Here is a 22327-nt window from a genome sequence, read left to right as displayed (position 1 = left end):
GACAAGGTCACGGCCAAAGCCACTCGGGGCAACAGAAAAGATGCCCCCCTGCAGAAAGCGGGCGGGCATCATGGTGCGATCAGCTAGAAGCGGACCGCGGAGTGGATCGGCATGTAATCCAGCGGGCGCTCCTGAACCGGGGTGCCGGAGTTCAGGGCGTCGATGATGGTGCCGTTGCCGGTGTAGATGCCGACGTGGGACGCGCCCGAGTAGTATGCGATGATGTCGCCCGGCTGCAGGTCATTGAGGGAGACCTGCTGGCCGCCGGCAGCCTGCGCCTGCGAGGTGCGCGGGATCTGCTTGCCAGCCTGGGCGTAGGCCCAGGAGGTCAGGCCGGAGCAGTCGAAGGAATTCGGGCCAGCCGCGCCCCATGCGTAGGGAGCGCCGATCTTGGAGCGGGCAGCGTCGACGACAGCCTGGCCGGTGGAGGTCGGGGCGGAGGACACGGCGGCCGAACCAGCCGGGGCGGAGCCGGAGGTAGTGGTGGCAGCCGGGGTGACGGTCTCAGAGGTGTAGCCGTACTCAGCCGCGATGCTATCGATCTTCTCGGCCAGGCCCGGGACCTGCGCGACGATCGGGTGGTTCTTGACCTGCTCGACGATGTCGTTCAGCGCAGCACCGGTGAAATCGGTGCCCTGGCCGGCGAGCTCCGGGATGTAGTTCTCGATGCCCGGGATGTTAGCGATGCCCGGAACATTCTCGATGCCCTCGACGTTGAAGGAGATGTCGGTGTTGGGCACGTGCACCTCGGCGGCGGTGGCGGCGCCGGGGGCGAGCAGGCCGAGGCCGGCAGCGGCGGCCGTAGCGGCGACGAAACGACGGGCGGTGGTGTTTGCGGACTGGCGACGATGCTTAGCCACGAATTACTCCAAGTTCTTCACATTTGGCCGTTGCGGGAAGCGGTGCGATCCGCTCCGCTCCCCGGTCCCGGATTACCTGTGGGTGATCCTCGGGGACGGCGTTCGTTCGTTCAGTTTCGGACTGCGGGCCGTGGTGGCTATCCGCAAGGTCTCGTTTAGGTTACGAAACGGCAACAACTCTTGTCCAATGACGCGCCCGTTATCGGACTGTTATCTGACGGTGACCTTTTCTAGAGGTTAAGGACACATTGCTTTTTCTTTATGTGTATGCGGGAGAAGTTGGCGAGCCTATGCGCGCGTGAACAGTGGAGATGCCAGAATGCTGAATGTTTACTGCCAGGCGTCGGCGGGCCATGGTCACGCATTCTAAACTACAAAAAGCTAAAGTGTGCTCTTCCTCACATTAGATTGCGTGCGTAAATAGAGGGACTCGTGTGCACAGTGTGACTATCCGTGGGTGGGCTTCGACGCTCCCGATTGCGCACGTGCGTAATCCTTCCAGGGATACCGCTTCTCGACGAGACGTCCGCCGCTTCGGTGAACTGCATTGGGTCGCTGATGACGCCTCCACCCCACAGGCCCAGCACTCCCCTCTTACGCGCGGGCGCAATAGAGCCAGTTACCAGGGTCAGCGTCACCCTGGACCAGACCCGGTATAGATGGCCTCGATTTAGATACGTGCGACTCGCGGCCGGGGCCTCCCCCACTATGCCGTCGCATAGTCTCCGCGGAAATTACGCACGTGCGTAATCGGGAATCGCTGAATCCCGGGGAACCCATAGGAGGTCTCTGCTTTTTGCACACGTGCGTAAAAACCAGGCTCGGCTGTCGGAGTCAATCGCCCTTCGCTCTCTGGGGTCACCGTAGCGCCCCCGCAACCAAAACAGCCCCAGAATCCCTATGCCGCCGCATAGTGCAAACCGGGTTTTACGCACGTGCGTAATCGGAAATCAAAAAATACCCGGGAACTCATAGGCACGCGGGAAACATGGTCTCCTGCGACGCGCGGCGAGTACCGGTGCCGCCGCGCTCGGGATTTGCTGAGGGGTGGGTGCCAGTGCCGCCGATGCTGGGACGCGGTGGCCGAAGCCGGATGGCTTTTACCAAATACGCGGAAACCATCGCTACGGTCTTGCCGAAGAAGAACTATTAAAACCGCATCTGACAACGATTACGCACGTGCGTAATCCAAACAGCGATCGCCAGAAGACCCCAACCCTGACCGCACGCCCTGACCGCACGACATACCCCGAACACAAAGAGACCCCGGCCGCCTCCCTAAAGAAGCGATCCGGGGTCTCTCTCCCAAAAGCCCTAACAAGCTGTACTAGGGCCGGTGAGCGTTAGTCGATGTGTCCGTTACGACGGTCCTGCTCACGGTTAGCCTCGTTGAGGCTTTCGAACATGCGGCGCTCTTCCTCTTCGTTGTCGTGAGCGATGCGCGTCTTGCGCTCACCCAGCTGCGGGTCGTCGGAGGAGAACATACCGCCGTGGGCCTCGGTGTCCGCGTAGCCCAGCTGGTTGAGCTGCTTCGGCACCTTGGCGCCGGCGTACTCGAGCGGGATGGCGTGACCGTTCTCGTCGACGCCGCCCAGCGGCTGGTGGACCTCGACGAAGGCACCGTTCGGCATCATCTTGATGGTGCCGGTCTCGATACCGTGCTCGAGGACCTCCTGGTCGTCGCGCTGCAGGGAGACGCAGATGCGGTAGGTGATGAAGTAGGCCAGCGGCGGGAGGATCACCATGCCGATGCGACCGATCCAGGTCATGGCGTTCAGCGAGATCTGGAAGAAGTGGGCGACGTGGTCGTTACCACCAGAGATCGTCATGAGCATAAAGAAGGTGATCGCCATAGCACCCAGGCCCGAGCGAACCGGAACGTCGCGGGGACGCTGGAGGAGGTTGTGGTGCTCGTCGTCACCCGTGGCCCACTTCTCGATCCAGGGGTAGGCGAACATCAACACGACCATGGCCATGGCCAGCAGGGCAACCCAGGTGACCGACGGGATGGTGTAGTTACCGATGTAGATCTCCCAGGCGGGAACGACACGGGCCAGACCATCGGTCCAGAGCATGTAGACGTCCGGCTGCGAACCGGCGGAGACCTGCGACGGGTTGTACGGGCCCAGGTTCCAGATGGCGTTGATCGTCGTCAGACCGGACATCAGCGCCAACACACCCGCGGTCAGCAGACCCATACCAATCGCCTTGGTGGCGAAGACCGGCATGATGCGGACGCCGACGACGTTGTTCTCGGTGCGACCCGGCCCCGGGAACTGGGTGTGCTTCTGGTACCAGACCAGCAGCAGGTGCGCAGCGATCAGAGCCAGGATGATGCCCGGCAGGATCAGCACGTGCATGATGTAGAAGCGGTCCAGCATGAGGTCCGACGGGAAGTCGCCGTCGAAGATGGCCCAGTGCATCCAGGTGCCGATGATCGGCAGGCCGACGATGATCGCCGACATAATACGGAGGCCGGTACCGGACAGCAGCTCATCCGGCAGGGAGTAGCCGAGGAAGCCCTCGACCATACCCAGCATGATCAGGGTGCAGCCGATGATCCAGTTGGCCTCACGCGGGCGACGGAACGCGCCGGTGAAGAAGATGCGCAGCATGTGCGCAACCATGGCCATCATGAACATCAGTGCGGCCCAGTGGTGCATCTGACGCACGAAGAGTCCGCCGCGGACGTCGAACGAGATGTCCAGCGCCGTGGCGTAGGCGCGCGACATCTCCACGCCGTTGAGCGGGAGGTACGCACCGTCGTAAATCACCTTGGTGATCGACGGGTCGAAGAACAGTGCGAGGTAGACACCCGTCAGCAGCAGGATGATGAAGCTGTAGAGGGCGACCTCACCCAGCATGAAGGACCAGTGGGTCGGGAAGACCTTGTTCAGCTGCGGGCGGAGGAATCCGGATATCGTGTAGCGCGAGTCGACGTTGTTCGCGATCGCGCCGAGGCGGTTATCGGTTTTGGTGCTCATTAGGACTTACGCTCCCAGAATGCCGGGCCGAGGGGCTCAATGAAGTTGCCCCTGGCGATCAGGTAACCCTCTTCGTCAACGGTGATCGGCAGCTGCGGCAGTGCACGGGCAGCGGGGCCGAAGATCGGCTTACCGTACTGCAGTGCATCGAACTGCGACTGGTGGCAAGGGCACAGAATGCGGTGGGTCTGTGCCTCGTACAGCGAGGTCGGGCAGCCGACGTGGGTGCAGATCTTCGAGTAGGCGTAGTAGTCGCCGTAGTGGAAGTCCTCCTGCCCCTCACGCTCGATGACCGATTCTGCATCCTCCGGACGGAGGCGAATCAGCATCACGGCGTTACGCGGACCGTGGATGGAGTGCATGTGCTCCTCGTACACGACAGCGTTCTCGTCGTAACGATCGCCATCGTTGACGTGCTCCTCGGCGAGCGGGAAGACGGTCTCCATACCGGCGGCGGCGAGGTCCTCCGGGCGGACGCGCACCAGGCGGGACAGGCCCTGCGTGCTGTAGTGCGTGCCAGCCTGGCCCTCGTGCAGCTCGGCGGTCGTGCCGATGTCACGGCCGAGGTAGAGCTTCACGCCCTGCTCGTGCAGGGTCCAACCGGAGGTCCACAGCGTACCGTCGCCGTAGTAGTCCATCTCGTAGGCGCGCCACGGGTTCTTGATGGCACCACCCAGCGGGGCGGCGACCACCAGGCCGAAGAGGACGCCGGCCGCGCCGAGCATGCCCTTCAGGGTCGAGCGACGGCCGAGGGTCGAGGTGGCCCAGGCGTCGTTAAGCAGCGCGGTAGTGGTGCGACGGTCGATCTCCTCCGAGGGGCCGTCGTGGCGGCGCTGGACGGAGATTTCCTCAGGGATGAACTTCTTCACGTAGGTCACCACGGCCATGCCCAGGGCGATGATCGACAGACCCGAGGTCAGGCCGAGCGCCGGCGTGTAGAAGGTGTGCCAGAGCTTGCCTTCCTCGCCGAGCGAGCGGTACTCCCAGGGCCAGAAGAGGTAGACCGCCAAGAACGCGATCGCCATCACGATCGACAGCGCCAACCAGATGATGACGCTATTCGACGCGCGCTTCTCGGCCGGGTCATTCTCGACCGGCCAGCGGCCCTTGCGGTAGGCGACGGTGACGTCGTCGAGCTCCGTGCCGAGGCGCGCGAGCTCCTCGTTGCTCATGGCAGCGAGTTCTTTGTCTGTGTAGTTCCTATTCACGTTGTTGCTCATGAGCGCGATCCAATCCACATAGCAGCACCGACCAGGGCCATCAGACCGATGAGCCACATGGCGATACCCTCACTGACCGGGCCGAGTGCACCGAGAGCCCAGCCGCCCGGGCTCGGGGTCTCCTTCGAGGCCTTGATAAATGCGATAATGTCCTTCTTCTCATCCGCAGTGAGCTGCCGGTCGGAGAACTTCGGCATGTTCTGCGGACCGGTGAGCATCGCCTGGTAGATCTCCTGCTCGTTGGCAGGATCCAGACCCGGGGCGTACTTACCGGAGGACAAAGCGCCGCCACGACCGGTGAAGTTGTGGCAGGACGCGCAGTTCAGGCGGAAGAGCTCGCCGCCGCGGGCGATGTCCTCAGCCTGGATCTGGCCGTTGTAGTTGGAGCCGCGAAGCTCCTCCATGGCGATGGAGCCGTCCTCGTTGGTCACCAGACCCGGGCCACCACCGTTGGCTGCCACGTAGGCGGCCAGGGCCAGGGTCTGCTGCTCGGTGTAACGGGGCGACTTGCGCTCAGCCTGAGCGTCGTTCGACATCATCGGCATACGGCCGGAGTGCACCTGGAAGTACACCGAGCCGGCACCGACGCCGACGAGCGACGGGCCACGGTCCTGCACGCCCTGCAGGTTCGCGCCGTGGCAGGTGATGCAGGCGACGTCGTAGATGTCCTTGCCCTCCTGGATGAGGGCTTGGTCATCGAGCTGCGCCGTGGCAACCTGCGCATCCGGGGTCAGGGCGGTAGCCAGCACACCGGCGCCGGTGAGGCCGACAGTCAGGGCGGCGGCACCGGCTGCGGTCTTACGCAGCTTGCGGCGACGACGGGACTGCTTCACGGCCACAGAAGCGGTGTTCTTCTGCTCCGCGGAGTTGGAGTTGGTATCCATCTTTTTCCCTTAGTGCGATTCGAATATGAGGTATTCAGTCGGCTCAGGGCCACCGACTCGGCGGTAAGGCCCCACCGCTTCCCTACTGGATGATGTAGATGATGATGAAGACGCCGATCCAGATGACGTCGACGAAGTGCCAGTAGTAGGAGACGACCATCGCGGCCGTCGCCTGTGCCGGCGTGAACTTCGACTTGTGGACGCGCAGCATCACGACGATGAAGGCGAGGATGCCGGCGATCACGTGCGCCATGTGGAAGCCGGTGATGATGTAGAACACCGAGCCATACACACTGGACTGGATGGTCACGCCGTGGTGGATCATCTCGTAGTACTCAAACGCGACCATGCCCACGAAGACGACTCCGAGGGCGATCGTGACTAAGTACCACCTGCGTAGGCCATAAACGTCTCCCTTCTCAGCAGCAAAGACGCCGAGCTGCGAAGTCACAGAGGAGGTGAGCAGGATGGCCGTGATGATAATGCCATACAGAACATTCAGGTTCGCTGTCTGCTCTGCCCAGTCACCGCTCTGGCCGTTCGCACGCGACGTGAAGTACATCGCGAAGAGCCCGGCGAAGAACATCAACTCCTGCGACAGGAACACAATCGTGCCGACACTGACGATGTTGGGTCGGTTCAGTGCCGGGACACGCTGCGGTGTCGCCATACCTTGGTTAGAAACTACGCTCGTCACGCCTAACAGTATGACGGTTCACGCAGTGAAAAGCACCTCGTCTACCCCCGAGCGAGTCTGAGCTACTTCTCGCTCACCTGCGGTTTTACGTCCGACAAAAATAAAAAGGAAAAGTTCCGAAGACTCGGGAACTTTTCCTGTGCGCTATCCGACGGGGTATCGATCCCCATCGCTGCAGGTCACGTCGTTCAGCTGCGAAAGACTCAAAAAAGTGAATCGGCCTCAATCGTACCCGATCCAGAGCGTTGTCACGTGGCTTTGCGGGAAATGACAGCAGAGACAGATATCACACGGATTTGGCTCGGTACGGCCCTATATAAGCCTGAAAACCAACTTTCGGTTGACCCCCTCCACCGGATCGAGAGACCGCGCTAAAGGCGGGCCCTCCTCCTCTAGCTGGAGAGCCGGAGCGCCCCGCAGCGCCCTAAAGCCGCCAGTGCGCCAACAGCAACGTACAGCAACGCAAAAACCCTGCCGGGCCGGAGGACGGTGTCCTCGCAGCGACCGACAGGGTCTCTCAGGCGCGTGTGCCGGAAGGAAGGTGAGGCTTAGTGCTTTTCCTTAGGAAGGCCGTACTGCAGGTTGAGCATGGTGCAGGTCCAGACCAAGAGGATCGCGCCGAGGGCGATCATCCAGTAGTACATGAAGATCACACCGAAGCCGAGCACGGCGACGGCCGCGGACATGGCGAACGGCCAGATGGAGCTCGGGGAGAAGAAACCGTAGGTGCCGGCGGCATCCTCAACCTCAGCCTCCTCGTAGTCCTCGGGCAGCAGGTCGATGCGGCTACCGATGAACTGCATGTAGCCGCCGAGCATGAGTGCCAGGACGGTGGCCAGGATCATGGAGACGGCACCGACCCACTCTAGGCCGACAAGGTAGCCGTCATCCTGCACCCACATGGTTGCGAAGATGTAGATCACCGACATGATCGTCAAGAAGATGGCGATCGTGAACATCACTTTGGCGCCAGGACGCATGTTTTCTCCTTAGTATTCCTTCCAGCGACGCTGATGAAGCGTCCACTGACATCGAGTTTTTAGGCGGCCCGCTGGGGGTCAATGACGTTATCGTCACCCGAGCGGGTGCCGGTGCGGTCAGAGTTGAACGGCTGGGTGGTCACCGCGTACGGATCCTCACCGATTGCCTCCAGCGCCTCCGAGTTCGGGGCCTCCGGGTTGTTGTCGCGGTACTCAATGTACTCGGTGAAGGCCTCCGGGGAGACCACGCGGATCTCGAAGTTCATCATGGCGTGGTAGGTACCGCACATCTCAGCACAGCGGCCGACGTAGGCGCCCTCCTCGATGGACTCCACCTGGAAGGCACGCTCCTGGGAGTTGGCCTCCGGGTGTGCGTACGCGTCGCGCTTGAAGAGGAACTCCGGGACCCAGAAGGAGTGGGCCACGTCGCCGGAGGCGAGACGGAACTCAACCGGGGTGTCGGCCGGCAGAACCAGAACCGGAACCTCCTCGGTGGAGCCGACGGTCTCGATCTCGTTGTAGTTCAGGTAAGAGTGATCACCCTTCGACTCACCGTGGATCGGGTTCGCGTTGTGAACGCTCTCGTCGTCGTAACGGGTCTCCTCGGCGAGAGCCTGACGCTCCTCATCCTCGCCGACGTAGAGCTGGCCGGTCGGGCTGAGCTCCTCGCCGACCTCGGCGTAACCGAATTTCCAGTTCCACTGGTAGGCGGTGACGTCGACGGCGACCTCGGGGTTCTTATCCAGAGCGACGACCTTCTGCTGAGCCTGGACGGTGAAGAAGAACAGGCCCATGACGATGATGATCGGGATAACGGTGAGGACCAGCTCCAGCGGGACGTTGTACTGCAGCTGGCGCGGGAACTCGCCCTTGCCCTTCTTTTCTTGGGCCTTGCGGTTCCACTTGAAGATGGCAACCAGGAACAGCGACCACATGATGATGCCGATGATCCAGGCGGTCACCCAGACCCAGACCCAGAAGTTATACATGCCTTCGCCCTCCGGGGTCACCGGGTCGGGCCAGCCCATGTCCAGAATCGACGACATCGCTTCCGGCGGTGCCACCTCACAACCGACGAGTGCCGTAGCGCCCAGGGCAATCATTCCGCCCAGGACGGTCTTGCGACCGAGTCCGCGCTTCAAACGCTGTTCCACGTCCGTCTGCCTTCCTGTCCACACAATTCTTCTGAATGCTCGAACCAGAACATTCCTACCTAAGCAGGATAATGGATGCGGGCCCGTTTTCTGGCCTCTTTCCTCCGTTACCTTCTAAGGGGCTGCCAGCGGCCGCCCATACGATTCCGAAGCTTACAGCCTCAGTGCAGGTGGGGCGAACAGTGCTCCGTCACGGCAGCTTTTGCGAGTTAGCCAATTCACACTGCGCCGTGGGCCTTATCGTCCGAAAGTTTGCACCTTTTCGGGGATCGACCCCAGCGTGCGCTTCCCCGCTCAAGCGCAGTGCAATTCAACCGATTTTTCTTATACTCCGCGAGGCGCTGAACGCTTTAGTTCGCATGCCTTCTACAGTGGTAGCGATACCTCGCGGCCGCCGCCGCGTTTCAGCCTTATATATTAAGGAGTAATTCACCACCATGTGCGGCCTTGTGGCAATGCTGACCTCCGGCAAAGATGCCGAACGCTATGATGACGCGGTTCAGGAGGGCCTGACCTGCATGCACCACCGCGGCCCCGACGCCGCCGGCACCTGGCACGACGGCGAAGCCCTCTTCGGCTTCAACCGCCTCGCCATCATCGACCTCGAGCATTCGCACCAGCCCCTGCGCTGGGGCCCTGAGGACAACCCAGAGCGCTACGCACTGACCTTTAACGGTGAGATCTACAACTACCTGGAGCTGCGCGAGGAACTGCAGGCCGCCGGCCTGAAATTCCGCACCGAGGGCGACTCCGAAACGATCGTCGCCGGCTACCACCACTTCGGCGAGGACGTCGTCGAGCACCTGCGGGGCATGTTCGCTTTCGTTATCTGGGACACCGAAACCCGTACGATGTTCGCCGCCCGCGACCAGTTCGGCATCAAGCCGCTCTACTACGCCACCACCCCGGCCGGCACGGTCTTCGCCTCCGAGAAGAAGTCCATCCTCGAGATGGCCGACACCATCGGTCTCGACCTCAGCCTTGACCAGCGCGCCATCCAGCACTACGTCACGCTGCAGTACACCCCGGAGCCGGAGTCGCTGCACGCCGGCATCCGCCGCCTCGAGTCGGGCTGCACGGCCACGCTCACTCCGGGCGACGAGGTCAGCGCGCGTCGTTACTTCCGGCCGCGCTTCGAGGTGCGCGACGTCGCCAAGGGCCAGGAGCAGGACCTCTACGACCGCATCGCGGAGGCGTTGGAGGATTCCGTCGCCAAGCACATGCGTGCCGACGTCACCGTGGGATCCTTCCTCTCTGGCGGCATCGACTCGACCGCCATCGCCGCTCTGGCCAAGCGTCACAACCCCAACCTTTTAACCTTCACCACCGGCTTCGAGCGCGAGGGCTACTCGGAGGTCGACGTCGCCGCGGAATCGGCGGAGGCGATCGACGCTGAGCACATCGTCAAGATCGTCAGCCCCGAGGAATACGCCGACGCGATCCCGAAGATCATGTGGTACCTCGACGATCCGGTGGCCGACCCCTCGCTCGTGCCGCTGTACTTCGTGGCGGAAACCGCCCGCAAGCACGTCAAGGTCGTGCTCTCCGGCGAGGGTGCCGACGAGCTCTTCGGCGGCTACACCATCTACAAAGAGCCGCTGTCGCTCGCGCCTTTCGAGAAGGTGCCTACTCCCCTGCGCCGCGAGCTCGGCAAGCTCTCCCGGGTGCTGCCCGAAGGCATGAAGGGTAAGTCGCTGCTCGAGCGCGGCTCGAAGACGATAGAGGAGCGTTACTACGGCAACGCGCGTAACTTCAACTACGAGCAGGTGCGCCGCATTCTTCCCGACGCCCGCCCGGAGTGGGGCCACGAGGATGTCACCGCCCCGATCTACGAGGTCTCGCGCGCCTACGGCATGGATCCGGTCGCCCGGATGCAGCACCTGGACCTGTTTACCTGGATGCGCGGCGACATCCTCGTCAAGGCCGACAAGATCAACATGGCCAACTCCCTCGAGCTGCGCGTGCCCTTCCTCGACAAGGAAGTATTCCAGCTCGCGCAGACCATCCCCCACGATCAGAAGATCGCTCATGGCACCACCAAGTACGCGCTGCGCAAGGCGCTCGAGCAGATCGTGCCGCCGCACGTGCTGCACCGCCGCAAGCTCGGCTTCCCGGTGCCGATGCGCCACTGGCTCGCCGGCGACGAGCTCCACGGCTGGGCCCGCGATCAGATCAACGCCTCGCAGACCGAGCACATCTTCAACAAGCGCGAGGTCTTGGAGATGCTCAAGGAACACCGCGACGGGGTGAGCGATCATTCCCGCCGCCTGTGGACCGTGCTCGCCTTCATGGTCTGGCACGGCATCTTCGTGGAAAAGCGGATTGATCCGAAGATCGAAAAGCGCGACTACCCGGTCGATCTCTAGGCCGCCAAAACACGCAACCGGCCCGCCTCACCGCATCAACGCGGTGGGACGGGCCGGTTTTTTAAGCTGGCGGGAAACCCTAGTTGAAAGAGTCGCCGCAGGCGCAGGAGCCGCCGGCGTTGGGGTTGTCGATGGTGAAGCCCTGGGCTTCGATGGTGTCGGAGAAGTCGATGGTGGCGCCGGTGAGGTACGGCACGCTCATCTTGTCGACGACGAACTTCACGCCACCGACCTCGTCGACCTTGTCGCCATCGAGCGAGCGGTCGTCGAAGTAGAGCTGGTAGCGCAGCCCGGCGCAGCCACCCGGCTGCACGGCGATCCGCAGCGAGAGGTCGTTGCGCCCCTCCTGGTCGAGCAGGGCCTTCGCCTTGGCGGCGGCGGCGTCGGTGAGAGTGACTCCGGTTGCGGAAGCGGGAGCGGTCATGTCTTTAGTCTCCTTTAGCCTAGGCACAGTGCGGACATGTTTAGTACCACCTTACTCAGTAGGTCAATATCAGTCATGCATGTCATCACAACGCCCGGGCTACGACCCGTATTCCCGAATCCCCGGATTCACCTTGTAGCCTGGTCAGTGTGAAATTTCCGTGGCAGAAGAAAGACAGTGAATCCGACGCCGACGCGTCCGGTTCGACCCCAGCGTCGCAGCTGATGGGGGATGAGGCCGTCGATAAGCAGGAGGACAAACCCCTGCCGAAGGGTTATACCCCGCCGAAGGGCCGCCCGACGCCCACCCGCCGCGAGCAGGAGATTAACCGCGGCGTGATCCGGGACCCGCATGCGCTGACGGCGGCGCAGGCCGGGCAGCGTCGCAAGGAACTCAAAAAGTCCATGTCCAAGCAGGAGTGGAAGGAGTTCAAGCGCAAGGAGCGAGAGGAGACCCGCGAGCGCAACCGCATCGAGCGCGAGCGCATGGACTCCGGCGACGAGCGTTACCTTTTGGCCCGCGACCGCGGCGATGAGCGTCGTTACGTGCGCCACTGGGTGGATTCCCGGCGCCTGTTCAGCAACTTCTTCATGCCGTTCGCGGGTGTTTTGCTCATTGCCTTACTGATTTCGACGATCTCGCCGGATGTCTACGCGATCCTGTCGATGATCCTGTGGGTCGCGATCGTGATCTTCCTCATCGAGGCCGTCATCATCGGCTTCCGCGTCAACAAGGCGGTGCGCCGAAAGTACCCGGAGACCACGGAAACCGGCTTCCGCCTCGGTTTTTATGCCTGGTCGCGCGCCTCGCAGCCGCGCAAGTGGCGCACCCCGCGCCCGCAGGTCGCCATCGGCGACACTGTCTAATCCCCCTGGACTAGCCTGAACAGGGACACCAATTGAGTTTCGATGCGAAGGGGTGGCGTTTCTTCCGTGTCCACACCGTCTCCTAATGCCGGTTTACTTGTCGACGACATCGCCCCACCCGATCACCGCAGCAGCGACCGGCTCGCCGCGGCGCTAGCCAGCACCCCGCGTGGGGTGTCCTTCGGCCGCTTAGCCACAATCGCCGCGCAGGTCGCGGGCTGGCAGGCGCGCACGGTCCCGGAGGCTTTCCACAAGCCGCGGGTGGTGGTCTTCGCCGGCGATCACGGCATCAGTGAGCGCGGCATTTCCGCGTATGCCCCGCAGGCGAGCGTCGAGCAGGCCGATGAGATCGCCTCGGGCGCGGGGCCGGTGCACACGATGGCGCGCACGGCCGGCGCCTCCGTGCGCCTGGTGGATGTCAGCCTCGATCATGAGGCCTGGGGCGAGGAGAGGGTCAGCCGCTCAACCCCGCCGATCGATGTCGCCGACGCCATGGACCAGGACCAGTTCGCCCGCAGCTTGGCGATCGGTCGCCGCATCGCCGATCACGAGATCGACGCCGGCGCCGACCTGCTCATCCCGGGTGAGCTCGGGGTGGGCTCGACGGCGGTGGCGGCGGCGGTCGTCGGCACGCTCACGGCCACGGAGCCGGTGGCGATCGTGGGGCCGGGTTCGGGGGTGCCCGACGAGATCTGGAAGCGGAAGGTCTCGGTGATTCGTGACGCCATGTTCCGCGCCCGCGGGCTGCGCCGCGACCTCTCGGGCCTGCTCACGGCGATCTCGGCGCCGGATTTCGTGGCGATGACGGCCTTCATCGCCCACGCCGCCGCCCGCCGCACGCCGGTGCTTCTCGACGGCGCCGCCGTGACCGCCGCCGCGCTCGTCGCCAATCGGCTCGCCCCAGGCGCGGCCGACTGGTTCGCCGCCGGCCAGCTCTCCCCGAAGCCTGCGCACGTCATCGCGCTGCAGGAGCTCGGGCTGACGCCGCTGGTGGCGCTCGATATGTCTACCGGGCAGGCGACCGGCAGCCTGGCCGCGCTGCCGCTGATCCAGGCGGCGATTGAGCTCGCCTCGGACGAGGCGCAGGCCGCCGGCGTCGATAACTAGTCGCTAGCTCACCAGGGTGTACATCCAGTTGTGGGTGTCTTCGACCTGGCCCTTCTGGATGCCGGTGAGCCGCTCGCGCATGGCCATGGTGATCTCGCCCGGCTCGTTGTTGTTGACGACGAACTCGCCGTCGCGTCCCACCACGCGGCCGACGGGGGTGATCACGGCGGCGGTGCCGCAGGCGAGTGATTCGGTCATGGAGCCATCGGCGACGTCATCGCGCCAGTCGCTGGTGGAAATGCGGCGCTCTTCGGCGCCGTAGCCCATGTCCTGGGCGACCTGGAGCAGCGAGTCGCGGGTGATCCCGGGCAGCAGGGAGCCGGACAGCGCCGGGGTGACCACCGTGGCGTCCTTGCCCGAGCCGTAGACGAAGAAGAGGTTCATGCCACCCATCTCTTCGATGTACTTGCGCTCGATGGCGTCGAGCCAGACGACCTGGTCGCAGCCCTTGTCCTCCGCATTCGCCTGCGCCAACAGCGACGCGGCGTAGTTGCCAGCGAACTTCGCCGCCCCGGTGCCGCCCGGCGCGGCGCGGACGTACTCGTCGTCGAGCCAGACGGAGACCGGCTTGATCCCGCTCTGGAAGTACGCGCCGACCGGGGAGGCGATGACGAAGAAGCGGTAGGAGTTCGCCGGGTGCACGCCCAGGGAGATCTCCGTGGAGATCATGAAGGGGCGCAGGTAGAGGGATTCCTCTCCCCCGGCGGCCGGGACCCACGCCTGGTCGATGTCGACGAGCTGGCGCAGCGCCTCGATGAAGTCCTCGGTGGGCAGCTGCGGCATCGCGAGACGATCCGCCGAGCGTTGCATGCGTGCGGCGTTCTGCTCCGGGCGGAACGTGGCGATGGTACCGTCCGGCTGGCGGTAGACCTTGATGCCTTCGAAGATGGCCTGGCCATAGTGGAACACGTTGGTCGCGGGGTCCATGGGCACAGGCTCATAGGGGCGGACCTGCGCGTTGTGCCAGCCGGCGTCCTGGGACCAGTCGATGGTGACCATGTGGTCCGTGAAGTTCTTGCCGAAGGCCGGCGATGCCAATACGGCCTCCCGCTCGGAGTCGGTGGCGGGATGGGGATTGGGTGTAACGACATAATCAAGCGTGCTCATGACCCCAACATACCCGCCGAGTGAGACGACATCGTTAGGCTGGTGGCATTCATCGTCTCGCCCCACTAGTAAAGGAGTACCTGCCGATGGCACGTCCGGATACCGATCTTCCGGCCCGCGGAATCATCCCCGAACTCGAATTCTCGACGAAGGCGCCCGCGCAGGCGGACGTCCTCCTCGTCGGCGTTTTCGCCGGCGCCGAGGACGAGATTGAGCTTCCCGACCACGGCCTGCTCGGCCGCTCCGAGCTGCGCGAGGTCTGCGAAGGCCTCGCCGCGGTCGGCGCGCAGACCGACCCCGGTTCCATCACGCGCATCCCCGCGCCGGCGAAGTCGGGGGTGGAGGCCGTCGTCGCCGTCGGTCTGGGCGATCCCGAGGAGCTTGACGACGAAACCATCCGCCGCGTCACCGGCACCGCCGCCCGGGCGCTGAAGAAGGATAAGAGCGTCGTCACCGCAATCAACACGCTCGGCCTGGCCGCCACCGTCGAGGGCCTCATCCTCGGCGGCTACGACTACCGCGGCCTGCGCTCGGCCGACGACACCACGGACGTGACCATCACGCTCATCGGCGAGCGCGGCGACAAGGACGAGTTCGTCACCGCCCAGATCATCGCGGAGGCCGTCGTCTTCACCCGTGATCTGGTCAACACGCCGTCGTCGCACCTCTACCCCGAGGCCTACGCGAACGTCCTAGCCGCCGAGGCCAAGCGCCACGGTGTCAAGGCGGAGGTGCTTGACGACGCCGCCCTTAACGACCAGGGCTTCGGCGGCATACTCGCCGTCGGCGGTGGTTCCGCGCGCACCCCGCGCTTGGTGCGCCTGCAGTGGTCCGGGAAGAAGAAGGCACCCCAGGTGGGGCTGGTCGGCAAGGGCATCACCTTCGATACCGGCGGCATCTCGCTGAAGCCGCCGGCGAAGATGGAGAACATGATCTCGGACATGGGCGGCTCGGCGGCGATGGCCGCGGTCGTTTTCGCGGCCGCGCGTCTGAAGCTGCCGGTCAACGTCACCGCCACCCTGCCGCTGGCGGAGAACATGCCCTCGGGCACCGCGATCCGCCCGGGCGATCTCATCACCCACTACGGCGGCACGACCTCCGAGGTGCTCAACACCGACGCCGAGGGGCGCCTCGTACTTGCCGACGCCCTCGCCCGTGCCAGCGAAGACAACCCCGACTACCTAGTCGACACGGCCACGCTCACCGGCGCGCAGATGGTCTCCCTCGGCTCCCGCACCGCCGGCGTCATGGGCACCGACGAGCTGCGCGACACCCTCGCCGAGACCGGCGCGGCCGTCGGCGAGAACGCCTGGGCGATGCCACTGCTCGAAGAGCACGACGAGCAGCTAAAGTCCCCGGTCGCCGACATCCGCAACCACACCAACTCCCGCAACGGCGGCATGCTCTTCGCCGCCCGCTACCTGCGCGAGTTCGTGGCCGACGACACCGAGTGGGCCCACATCGACATCGCCGGGCCCAGCTACAACACCGAGGGCGTCTACGGCTACACCGTCAAGCGCGCCACCGGCGTGCCCGTGCGCACCCTGGTGAGCTGGCTGCGCACCCTCACCTAGGAGTAGGGGTTCTCGCCGCGCTGAAACTTCGCGCGGCGCTCCGCGGCCTCGCGCCGCTTCCGGAGGATGCGCTCGCGCTCGATCTTGCGGCGCATCCTTTCCGGGTACCCCGTTTCCTCGGCGTCGTAGAGGGGGATGTTGAGTAGCTTGGCGACGGCATCGATCCCCTTCGGCCCGCCAATCTTGCGGCGGATGTAGTCGCCTTGGTCGTCGACTAACACGACGGACATCTCGTTGACGATCGTCTCCGGCTCGACGAATCCCTCCACAAACGGGCGGTTGGCCGCCCACTTTTTTAAAGCGGCGGCATCGCGGTCGCGGATGGTGTCCCCCGGCGCCCGGGGTGGGCGCAGGGAGGACCGAGAGCGGCGGCGGAAGAAATCGAACACGGCTCGATTGTAGGTCGGCTCACCTCACGAAAGTGAACCGCGTGCACGTGAGCCGCGGAAGTAGTTAGGCTGTAAAGTAGTCGACATTAAACAATCGTTTTTCTATGACTTTCGAGGAGTCTGAATCACATGGCCTACTCCGTTGAGATGCCCGAGCTGGGCGAGTCCGTCACCGAAGGCACCATCACCCAGTGGCTGAAGGAAGTCGGCGATACCGTCGAGGCCGACGAGCCGTTGCTCGAGGTCTCCACCGACAAGGTGGACACCGAGATTCCCTCCCCGAAGGCTGGTGTTCTTCTCGAGATCAAGGCCGAGGAGGATGACACCATTGAGGTCGGTACCGTCATCGCTGTGATCGGCGACGAGGGTGAGGAGCCTTCCTCCGACGATTCCTCCGATTCTGAGGACGCTGAGGCTGAGGAGGCTTCCGAGGAGAAGGACGAGGCACCGAAGAAGGAAGAGAAGAAGTCCTCCGGTTCCGCCGAGGCCACCAACGTCGAGATGCCCGAGCTCGGCGAATCCGTCACCGAAGGCACCATCACCCAGTGGCTGAAGGAAGTCGGCGACGAAGTCGAGGTCGACGAGCCGCTGCTCGAGGTCTCCACCGACAAGGTCGACACCGAAATCCCCTCCCCGGTGGCCGGCACCCTCGTCGAAATCCTCGCCGAAGAAGACGACACCATCGAGGTCGGCACCGTCATCGCCAAGATCGGCGACGCCGACGCCGCCGCTTCCTCCGACGACTCGGATGACTCTGAGGAGGCTTCCGAAGAGGAGGCTTCCGAGGAGAAGGACGAGGCACCGAAGAAGGAAGAGAAGAAGTCCTCCGGTTCCGCCGAGGCCACCAACGTCGAGATGCCCGAGCTCGGCGAGTCTGTCACCGAAGGCACCATCACCCAGTGGCTGAAGGAAGTCGGCGACGAAGTCGAGGTCGACGAGCCGCTGCTCGAGGTCTCCACCGAGAAGGTCGACACCGAAATCCCCTCCCCGGTGGCCGGCACCCTCGTCGAAATCCTCGCCGAAGAAGACGACACCATCGAGGTCGGCACCGTCATCGCCAAGATCGGCGACGCCGACGCCGCCGCTTCCTCCGACGACTCGGATGACTCTGAGGAGGCTTCCGAAGAGGAGGCCTCCGAGGAGAAGGACGAGGCACTGAAGAAGGAGGAGCCGAAGCAGGAGGAAGCTTCCGAGAAGGAAGAGCCGAAGAAGGCTACCGGCTCCGGCAAGGTCAACAACTCCGGCAACGTGCCCTACGTAACCCCGCTGGTGCGCAAGCTGGCCGACAAGCACGGCGTCGACCTCTCCACTGTCGAAGGCACCGGCGTGGGCGGCCGTATCCGCAAGCAGGATGTCTTGGCCGCCGCCGAGGGCGACTCCCAGCCGGCTGAGGACAAGGCGCAGGCAAAGGACACCCAGAAGGGTGGCGAGCGCTCCAACTGGTCCACCAAGTCGGTCGACCCGGAGAAGGCCAAGCTGATCGGTACGACCCAGAAGGTCAACCGCATCCGCGAGATCACCGCCGCCAAGATGGTCGAGTCCCTGCAGACCAGCGCACAGCTGACCCACGTCCAGGAAGTCGACATGTCGCGTGTCTGGGAACTGCGCAAGGCGAACAAGCAGGCGTTCATCGACAAGCACGGTGCGAACCCGACCTTCCTCGGCTTCATCGTCAAGGCGACCGCCGAGGCCCTGGTTTCCCACCCGAACGTCAACGCCTCCTACAACGCCGAGACCAAGGAGATGACCTACCACGCGGACGTGAACATCGGCATCGCCGTGGACACCCCGCAGGGCCTCCTCGTCCCGGTGATCAAGAAGGCGCAGGACAAGTCGCTGGTTGAGATCACCCAGGAGATCGCAGATCTCGCCGACCGCGCACGCAACCGCAAGCTCAGCCCGGATGATCTCTCCGGCGGCACCTTCACGGTGACCAACATCGGCTCCGAGGGCGCCCTCCTGGACACCCCGGTGCTCACCCCGCCGCAGTCCGGCATCCTGGGTACCGCGGTGATCGAGAAGCGACCGGTCGTCGTCACTGAGGACGGCAACGATGCCATCGCGATCCGCCAGATGTGCTACCTGCCGTTCACCTACGACCACCAGGTCGTCGACGGTGCCGACGCAGGCCGGTTCGTCTCCACCATCAAGGACCGCCTCGAGACCGCCGACTTCGAGTCTGATCTCGAGCTCTAAGCCCGGCTGATCTCCGCAGAACGCGGGACGGCTCCCGGATACTTCGGGACCGTCCCGCGTTTTGTTTTGCCTGGGTCTTGGCTGCGTTACACGCGTGCTCGAGGTTGGGCTGGATCTTTTGATTCGCATGGCGCGCTATCGCTGGTCGAATTCACCCCCATAGAAAGGACCCCTCCTTTCGACCGCGCGAGACTCCTTTCGGACCGACTCCTTTCGACCAGCGCAAACGCGGCATGGGTGTACGGTTGCCTGGCCCCGGCATTTGCGGGCGCAACAGGGGCAGACCTCGGCCGAAAAGCGGATGCGGGCCCGCACATGAGACCGTTGAGGCCAAAGGGACTGATGGGGCACTCGGACCGCAGCGTTCACGTTCGCCGCCACCCCAGCGCGCATGTTGCGCTATCGCTGGTCGAATTCACCCCCATAGAAAGGACTCCTCCTTTCGACCGGGGGAGACTCCTTTCGGACCGACTCCTTTCGACCGGGCGCACGAAAGCGATACCGCAACATCACCACCAGACACCCAGCCCTCCGCAAACCACCCACCGCCACAACAACGCCACAACCCCAGAACCGACCTCCTCGGCGCGGGGTCACAAACACCTATACTGGTGTGAGTCACATCCCATAGCTTAGGACAGGAAGGATTCTCCATGCCCCTGACACCGGTCAGTGACGGCACTAACTACACGTCCCGTCATCTCGGCCCGTCCCGCTCGGAGACTGAGGAGATGCTGCGCACTGTGGGCTACGGCTCGCTCGACGAGCTTCTCGATGCCGCCCTCCCCTCCTCCATCCGGCAGCAGAAGGCGCCGGAGCTTCCGGAGGCGTTGCCCGAGCACGAGGCGCAGGAGCGCCTGCGTGAGCTCGCGAAGAAGAACGTCGTTTTGAAGTCCTACTACGGCCAAGGTTTCTCGGACACGCTGACCCCGGCGGTCATTCGCCGCGGCGTGCTCGAGGACGCCGGTTGGTACACCGCGTACACCCCGTATCAGCCGGAGATCTCACAGGGCCGCCTGGAGGCTCTGCTGAACTTCCAGACGATGATCCAGGAGCTCACCGGCCTGCCGATCTCGAACGCCTCCCTGCTGGATGAGGCCTCGGCCACGGCGGAGGCGATCGGGCTTATGTCCCGCGCGGTAAAGAAGGGCCGCCGCGTGCTTCTCGACGAGCGCCTGCACCCCCAAGTCCTCGCCGTCGCGGCGGAGCGCGCCCGCGCGGTCGAGCTGGAGGTGGAGATCACGGATCTCACCGCCGGTGTGGTCGGCGAGGATCTCGTCGGCGTGGTGATCGCCTACCCGGGTACCGAGGGCGACCTGAAGGACCCGTCGTCGGTGATCGAGGAGATCCATTCCCGCGGCGGCCTGGCCACGGTAGTCGCCGATCCGCTGGCGCTCCTGCTCGTCTCCTCGCCGGGCTCACTGGGTGCGGATGTGGTCGTCGGTTCCTCGCAGCGTTTCGGCGTGCCGCTGTTTTATGGCGGTCCGCACGCGGCGTACATCGCGGTCACGGAGAAGCTGAAGCGGCAGATCCCGGGCCGGATCGTGGGTGTGTCCAAGGATGCCGAGGAGCGCCCCGCCTACCGCCTGTCGCTGCAGACCCGTGAGCAGCACATCCGCCGCGAGCGTGCGACCAGCAACATCTGCACCGCGCAAGCCCTGCTGGCGGTGGTGGCCTCCATGTACGCCGTCTATCACGGCCCGGAAGGCCTCAAGCGCATCGCCCGCCGCATCCACGCGCACGCGGTGCGTTTCGCCGCGTCGGTCGACAACGTGCGCCACGAGTCCTTCTTCGACGCCGTCACCGTCGAGGTGCCCGGCAAGGCGCAGGCAATCGTCGATTCCGCCGCCGAGGCCGGCTACCTGCTGCGCGCCATCGACGCGGATACCGTGGGCGTGAGCTTCGGTGAGTCGGCGACGGATGCGGACGTCGAGAAGCTGGCTGAGCTTTTCGGCACCAGCGCCGTCGAGCCCACCGACGAGCAGCGTATCCCGGACGCGCTGGTGCGCCAGGACGCTCCGCTGAGCCACTCGATCTTCACGTCGGTGAACTCGGAGACGCAGATGATGCGCTACATCCGGCAGCTCGGCGACAAGGACCTCGCCTTGGATCGCACGATGATCCCGCTGGGGTCGTGCACTATGAAGCTGAACCCGACGGCCGGGTTGGAGACGATTTCCTGGCCGGAGTTCGCGAACATCCACCCCTTTGCCCCGGATTCCCAGACCGCTGGCTGGCGCGAGCTCATCGCGGAGCTCGAGGGCTGGCTGGCGGAGCTGACCGGCTATGACACCGTCTCGGTGCAGCCGAACGCGGGCTCGCAGGGTGAGCTGGCGGGCCTGTTGGCGATTCGTCGCTACCACCTCGCCCAGGGCGAGGGCGAGCGCAACATCTGCTTCATTCCCGCCTCCGCGCACGGCACGAACGCCGCCTCGGCGGTGCTGGCGCACCTCAAGGTTGTGGTCGTGGCCACCGCCGACGACGGTTCGATCGACCTCGAGGATTTGGACGAAAAGATCGAGAAGCATGGCAACGAGCTTGCCGCCATCATGATCACCTACCCGTCCACCCACGGCGTGTTCGAGGACAGCGTGCGTGAGGTCTGCGAGAAGGTCCATGCCGCCGGCGGCCAGGTCTACATCGACGGCGCGAACATGAACGCGATGTCGGGGCTCGCAAAGCCGGGCGAGTTCGGCGGCGACGTCAGCCACCTCAACCTGCACAAGACGTTTACGATCCCGCACGGCGGTGGTGGCCCGGGAGTGGGACCGGTGGCCGTCGCCAAGCACCTGGCCCCATACCTCCCGGCCGACCCGCTGGCGACCGACTCCAACGCCGGGGTGCCCGTGGCCTCGACCCGCTACGGCTCGGCCGGCGTGCTGCAGATCCCGTGGGCCTACCTGGCGATGACGGGCACCGACGGCCAGGCCAACGCCACCGCGCACGCGATTCTGGGCGCGAACTACCTGGCGAAGCGCCTCGAAGATGACTTCCCGGTGCTCTACACCGGCAAGTCGGGCCTGGTGGGCCACGAGTGCATCCTCGATCTGCGGGAGCTGACTGACGCCTCTCAGGTCACCGCGGCGGATGTGTGCAAGCGCCTCGTCGACTTCGGCTTCCACGCCCCCACCCTCGCCTTCCCCGTGGCCGGCACGCTCATGGTCGAGCCGACCGAGTCGGAGGATCTCGGCGAGCTGGAGCGCTTCGTCGAGGCGATGAAGACCATCCGCGCCGAGATCCAGGAGATCATCGACGGCAAAGTCGACTATGAGGACTCCGTGATCCGGCACGCGCCGTACACGATGCAGTCGGTGACCGCCGACGAGTGGAACCACTCGTTTAGCCGCACGCAGGCGGCGTGGCCGACGAACTCGCTGAAGTCCAGCTACAAGTACTTCCCGCCGGTGCGCCGCATCGACGAGGCCTATGGTGACCGCAATCTGGTGTGCTCCTGCCCGCCGCCGGAGGCTTTCGATTTGACCACCGATACCGACGAGAAGCTCTCCTGATACCGCCTAC

16 protein-coding genes are annotated in these 22327 nt (G+C 64.3%); 6 read left to right on the top strand and 10 right to left on the bottom strand.

Annotated features, from left to right (window positions below; translation table 11 throughout):
* Positions 1-83: 83 nt before the first annotated feature.
* The 7 genes from C3B44_RS03560 to ctaC form a co-directional block, all read right to left on the bottom strand.
* Complete coding sequence (locus C3B44_RS03560) at positions 84-860, bottom strand: C40 family peptidase (protein WP_108431166.1); 777 nt, start codon at positions 858-860, stop codon at positions 84-86.
* Positions 861-2203: 1343 nt separating this feature from the next.
* A complete protein-coding gene (qcrB, locus tag C3B44_RS03555; RefSeq protein WP_108431165.1) occupies positions 2204-3844 on the bottom strand; it encodes a cytochrome bc1 complex cytochrome b subunit in 1641 nt (546 codons plus the stop codon).
* Positions 3844-5064, bottom strand: a complete 1221-nt coding sequence (gene qcrA, locus C3B44_RS03550; protein ID WP_108431164.1) for a cytochrome bc1 complex Rieske iron-sulfur subunit — start codon at positions 5062-5064, stop codon at positions 3844-3846. Before qcrA ends, qcrB begins: the two co-directional genes overlap by 1 nt.
* Complete coding sequence (gene qcrC / locus C3B44_RS03545) at positions 5061-5948, bottom strand: cytochrome bc1 complex diheme cytochrome c subunit (RefSeq protein WP_108431163.1); 888 nt, start codon at positions 5946-5948, stop codon at positions 5061-5063. Before qcrC ends, qcrA begins: the two co-directional genes overlap by 4 nt.
* A gap of 82 nt (positions 5949-6030) precedes the next feature.
* The gene (gene ctaE / locus C3B44_RS03540) at positions 6031-6645 is read right to left on the bottom strand and encodes an aa3-type cytochrome oxidase subunit III (RefSeq protein ID WP_199222408.1); all 615 of its coding nucleotides are present in this window, start codon (positions 6643-6645) and stop codon (positions 6031-6033) included.
* Between the two features lie 548 nt (positions 6646-7193).
* Positions 7194-7625: an aa3-type cytochrome oxidase subunit IV gene (ctaF, locus tag C3B44_RS03530; RefSeq protein WP_108431160.1), complete on the bottom strand. Its 432-nt coding sequence runs from the start codon at positions 7623-7625 to the stop codon at positions 7194-7196.
* Positions 7626-7684: 59 nt separating this feature from the next.
* A complete protein-coding gene (gene ctaC / locus C3B44_RS03525) occupies positions 7685-8779 on the bottom strand; it encodes an aa3-type cytochrome oxidase subunit II (protein ID WP_108431159.1) in 1095 nt (364 codons plus the stop codon).
* Positions 8780-9216: 437 nt separating this feature from the next.
* Between ctaC and asnB the strand changes: the two genes are divergently transcribed.
* Positions 9217-11145 (top strand): asparagine synthase (glutamine-hydrolyzing), encoded by a 1929-nt coding sequence (gene asnB / locus C3B44_RS03520; RefSeq protein WP_199222409.1) that lies wholly within the window; start codon positions 9217-9219, stop codon positions 11143-11145.
* A 79-nt stretch (positions 11146-11224) separates the two neighbouring features.
* Here the strand turns inward: asnB and C3B44_RS03515 are convergent, their stop codons facing one another.
* The gene (locus C3B44_RS03515; protein ID WP_108431157.1) at positions 11225-11569 is read right to left on the bottom strand and encodes a HesB/IscA family protein; all 345 of its coding nucleotides are present in this window, start codon (positions 11567-11569) and stop codon (positions 11225-11227) included.
* A gap of 149 nt (positions 11570-11718) precedes the next feature.
* Between C3B44_RS03515 and C3B44_RS03510 the strand changes: the two genes are divergently transcribed.
* A complete protein-coding gene (locus tag C3B44_RS03510; RefSeq protein WP_108431156.1) occupies positions 11719-12435 on the top strand; it encodes a DUF3043 domain-containing protein in 717 nt (238 codons plus the stop codon).
* A 66-nt stretch (positions 12436-12501) separates the two neighbouring features.
* On the top strand, positions 12502-13542 hold the full coding sequence (locus tag C3B44_RS03505) for a nicotinate-nucleotide--dimethylbenzimidazole phosphoribosyltransferase (protein WP_235840421.1): 1041 nt from the start codon (positions 12502-12504) through the stop codon (positions 13540-13542).
* A gap of 3 nt (positions 13543-13545) precedes the next feature.
* Here the strand turns inward: C3B44_RS03505 and C3B44_RS03500 are convergent, their stop codons facing one another.
* Entirely contained in the window at positions 13546-14649 is a 1104-nt protein-coding gene (locus C3B44_RS03500) for a branched-chain amino acid aminotransferase (RefSeq protein ID WP_108431154.1), read from the bottom strand.
* Between the two features lie 86 nt (positions 14650-14735).
* On the opposite strand from C3B44_RS03500, the gene C3B44_RS03495 reads away from it, so the two are divergent.
* Complete coding sequence (locus tag C3B44_RS03495) at positions 14736-16223, top strand: leucyl aminopeptidase (protein WP_108431153.1); 1488 nt, start codon at positions 14736-14738, stop codon at positions 16221-16223.
* On the opposite strand, the gene C3B44_RS03490 is transcribed toward C3B44_RS03495, so the two are convergent.
* A complete protein-coding gene (locus C3B44_RS03490; RefSeq protein ID WP_108431152.1) occupies positions 16220-16612 on the bottom strand; it encodes an oxidoreductase in 393 nt (130 codons plus the stop codon). The two genes, C3B44_RS03495 and C3B44_RS03490, sit on opposite strands and share 4 nt — an antisense overlap.
* 129 nt (positions 16613-16741) lie before the next feature.
* On the opposite strand from C3B44_RS03490, the gene sucB reads away from it, so the two are divergent.
* The gene (sucB, locus tag C3B44_RS03485; RefSeq protein ID WP_108431151.1) at positions 16742-18808 is read left to right on the top strand and encodes a 2-oxoglutarate dehydrogenase, E2 component, dihydrolipoamide succinyltransferase; all 2067 of its coding nucleotides are present in this window, start codon (positions 16742-16744) and stop codon (positions 18806-18808) included.
* Positions 18809-19461: 653 nt separating this feature from the next.
* On the top strand, positions 19462-22317 hold the full coding sequence (gcvP, locus tag C3B44_RS03480) for an aminomethyl-transferring glycine dehydrogenase (RefSeq protein WP_108431150.1): 2856 nt from the start codon (positions 19462-19464) through the stop codon (positions 22315-22317).
* Positions 22318-22327 lie beyond the last annotated feature (10 nt).

Source organism: Corynebacterium yudongzhengii (genome assembly GCF_003065405.1).
GTDB classification, from domain to species: Bacteria; Actinomycetota; Actinomycetes; order Mycobacteriales; family Mycobacteriaceae; genus Corynebacterium; species Corynebacterium yudongzhengii.
The sequence above is the reverse complement of the archived record's forward strand: the minus strand, read 5'-3'. Positions and strand labels throughout refer to the sequence as shown.

Excerpts from the sequence above, each read along its gene's own strand:
- qcrB (WP_108431165.1), bottom strand. The coding sequence starts at position 3,844 with ATGAGCACCAAAACCGATAACCGCCTCGGCGCGATCGCGAACAACGTC.
- qcrA (WP_108431164.1), bottom strand. The coding sequence starts at position 5,064 with ATGAGCAACAACGTGAATAGGAACTACACAGACAAAGAACTCGCTGCC.
- qcrC (WP_108431163.1), bottom strand. The coding sequence starts at position 5,948 with ATGGATACCAACTCCAACTCCGCGGAGCAGAAGAACACCGCTTCTGTG.
- ctaF (WP_108431160.1), bottom strand. The coding sequence starts at position 7,625 with ATGCGTCCTGGCGCCAAAGTGATGTTCACGATCGCCATCTTCTTGACG.
- asnB (WP_199222409.1), top strand. The coding sequence starts at position 9,217 with ATGTGCGGCCTTGTGGCAATGCTGACCTCCGGCAAAGATGCCGAACGC.
- C3B44_RS03515 (WP_108431157.1), bottom strand. The coding sequence starts at position 11,569 with ATGACCGCTCCCGCTTCCGCAACCGGAGTCACTCTCACCGACGCCGCC.
- C3B44_RS03500 (WP_108431154.1), bottom strand. The coding sequence starts at position 14,649 with ATGAGCACGCTTGATTATGTCGTTACACCCAATCCCCATCCCGCCACC.
- C3B44_RS03495 (WP_108431153.1), top strand. The coding sequence starts at position 14,736 with ATGGCACGTCCGGATACCGATCTTCCGGCCCGCGGAATCATCCCCGAA.
- sucB (WP_108431151.1), top strand. The coding sequence starts at position 16,742 with ATGGCCTACTCCGTTGAGATGCCCGAGCTGGGCGAGTCCGTCACCGAA.
- gcvP (WP_108431150.1), top strand. The coding sequence starts at position 19,462 with ATGCCCCTGACACCGGTCAGTGACGGCACTAACTACACGTCCCGTCAT.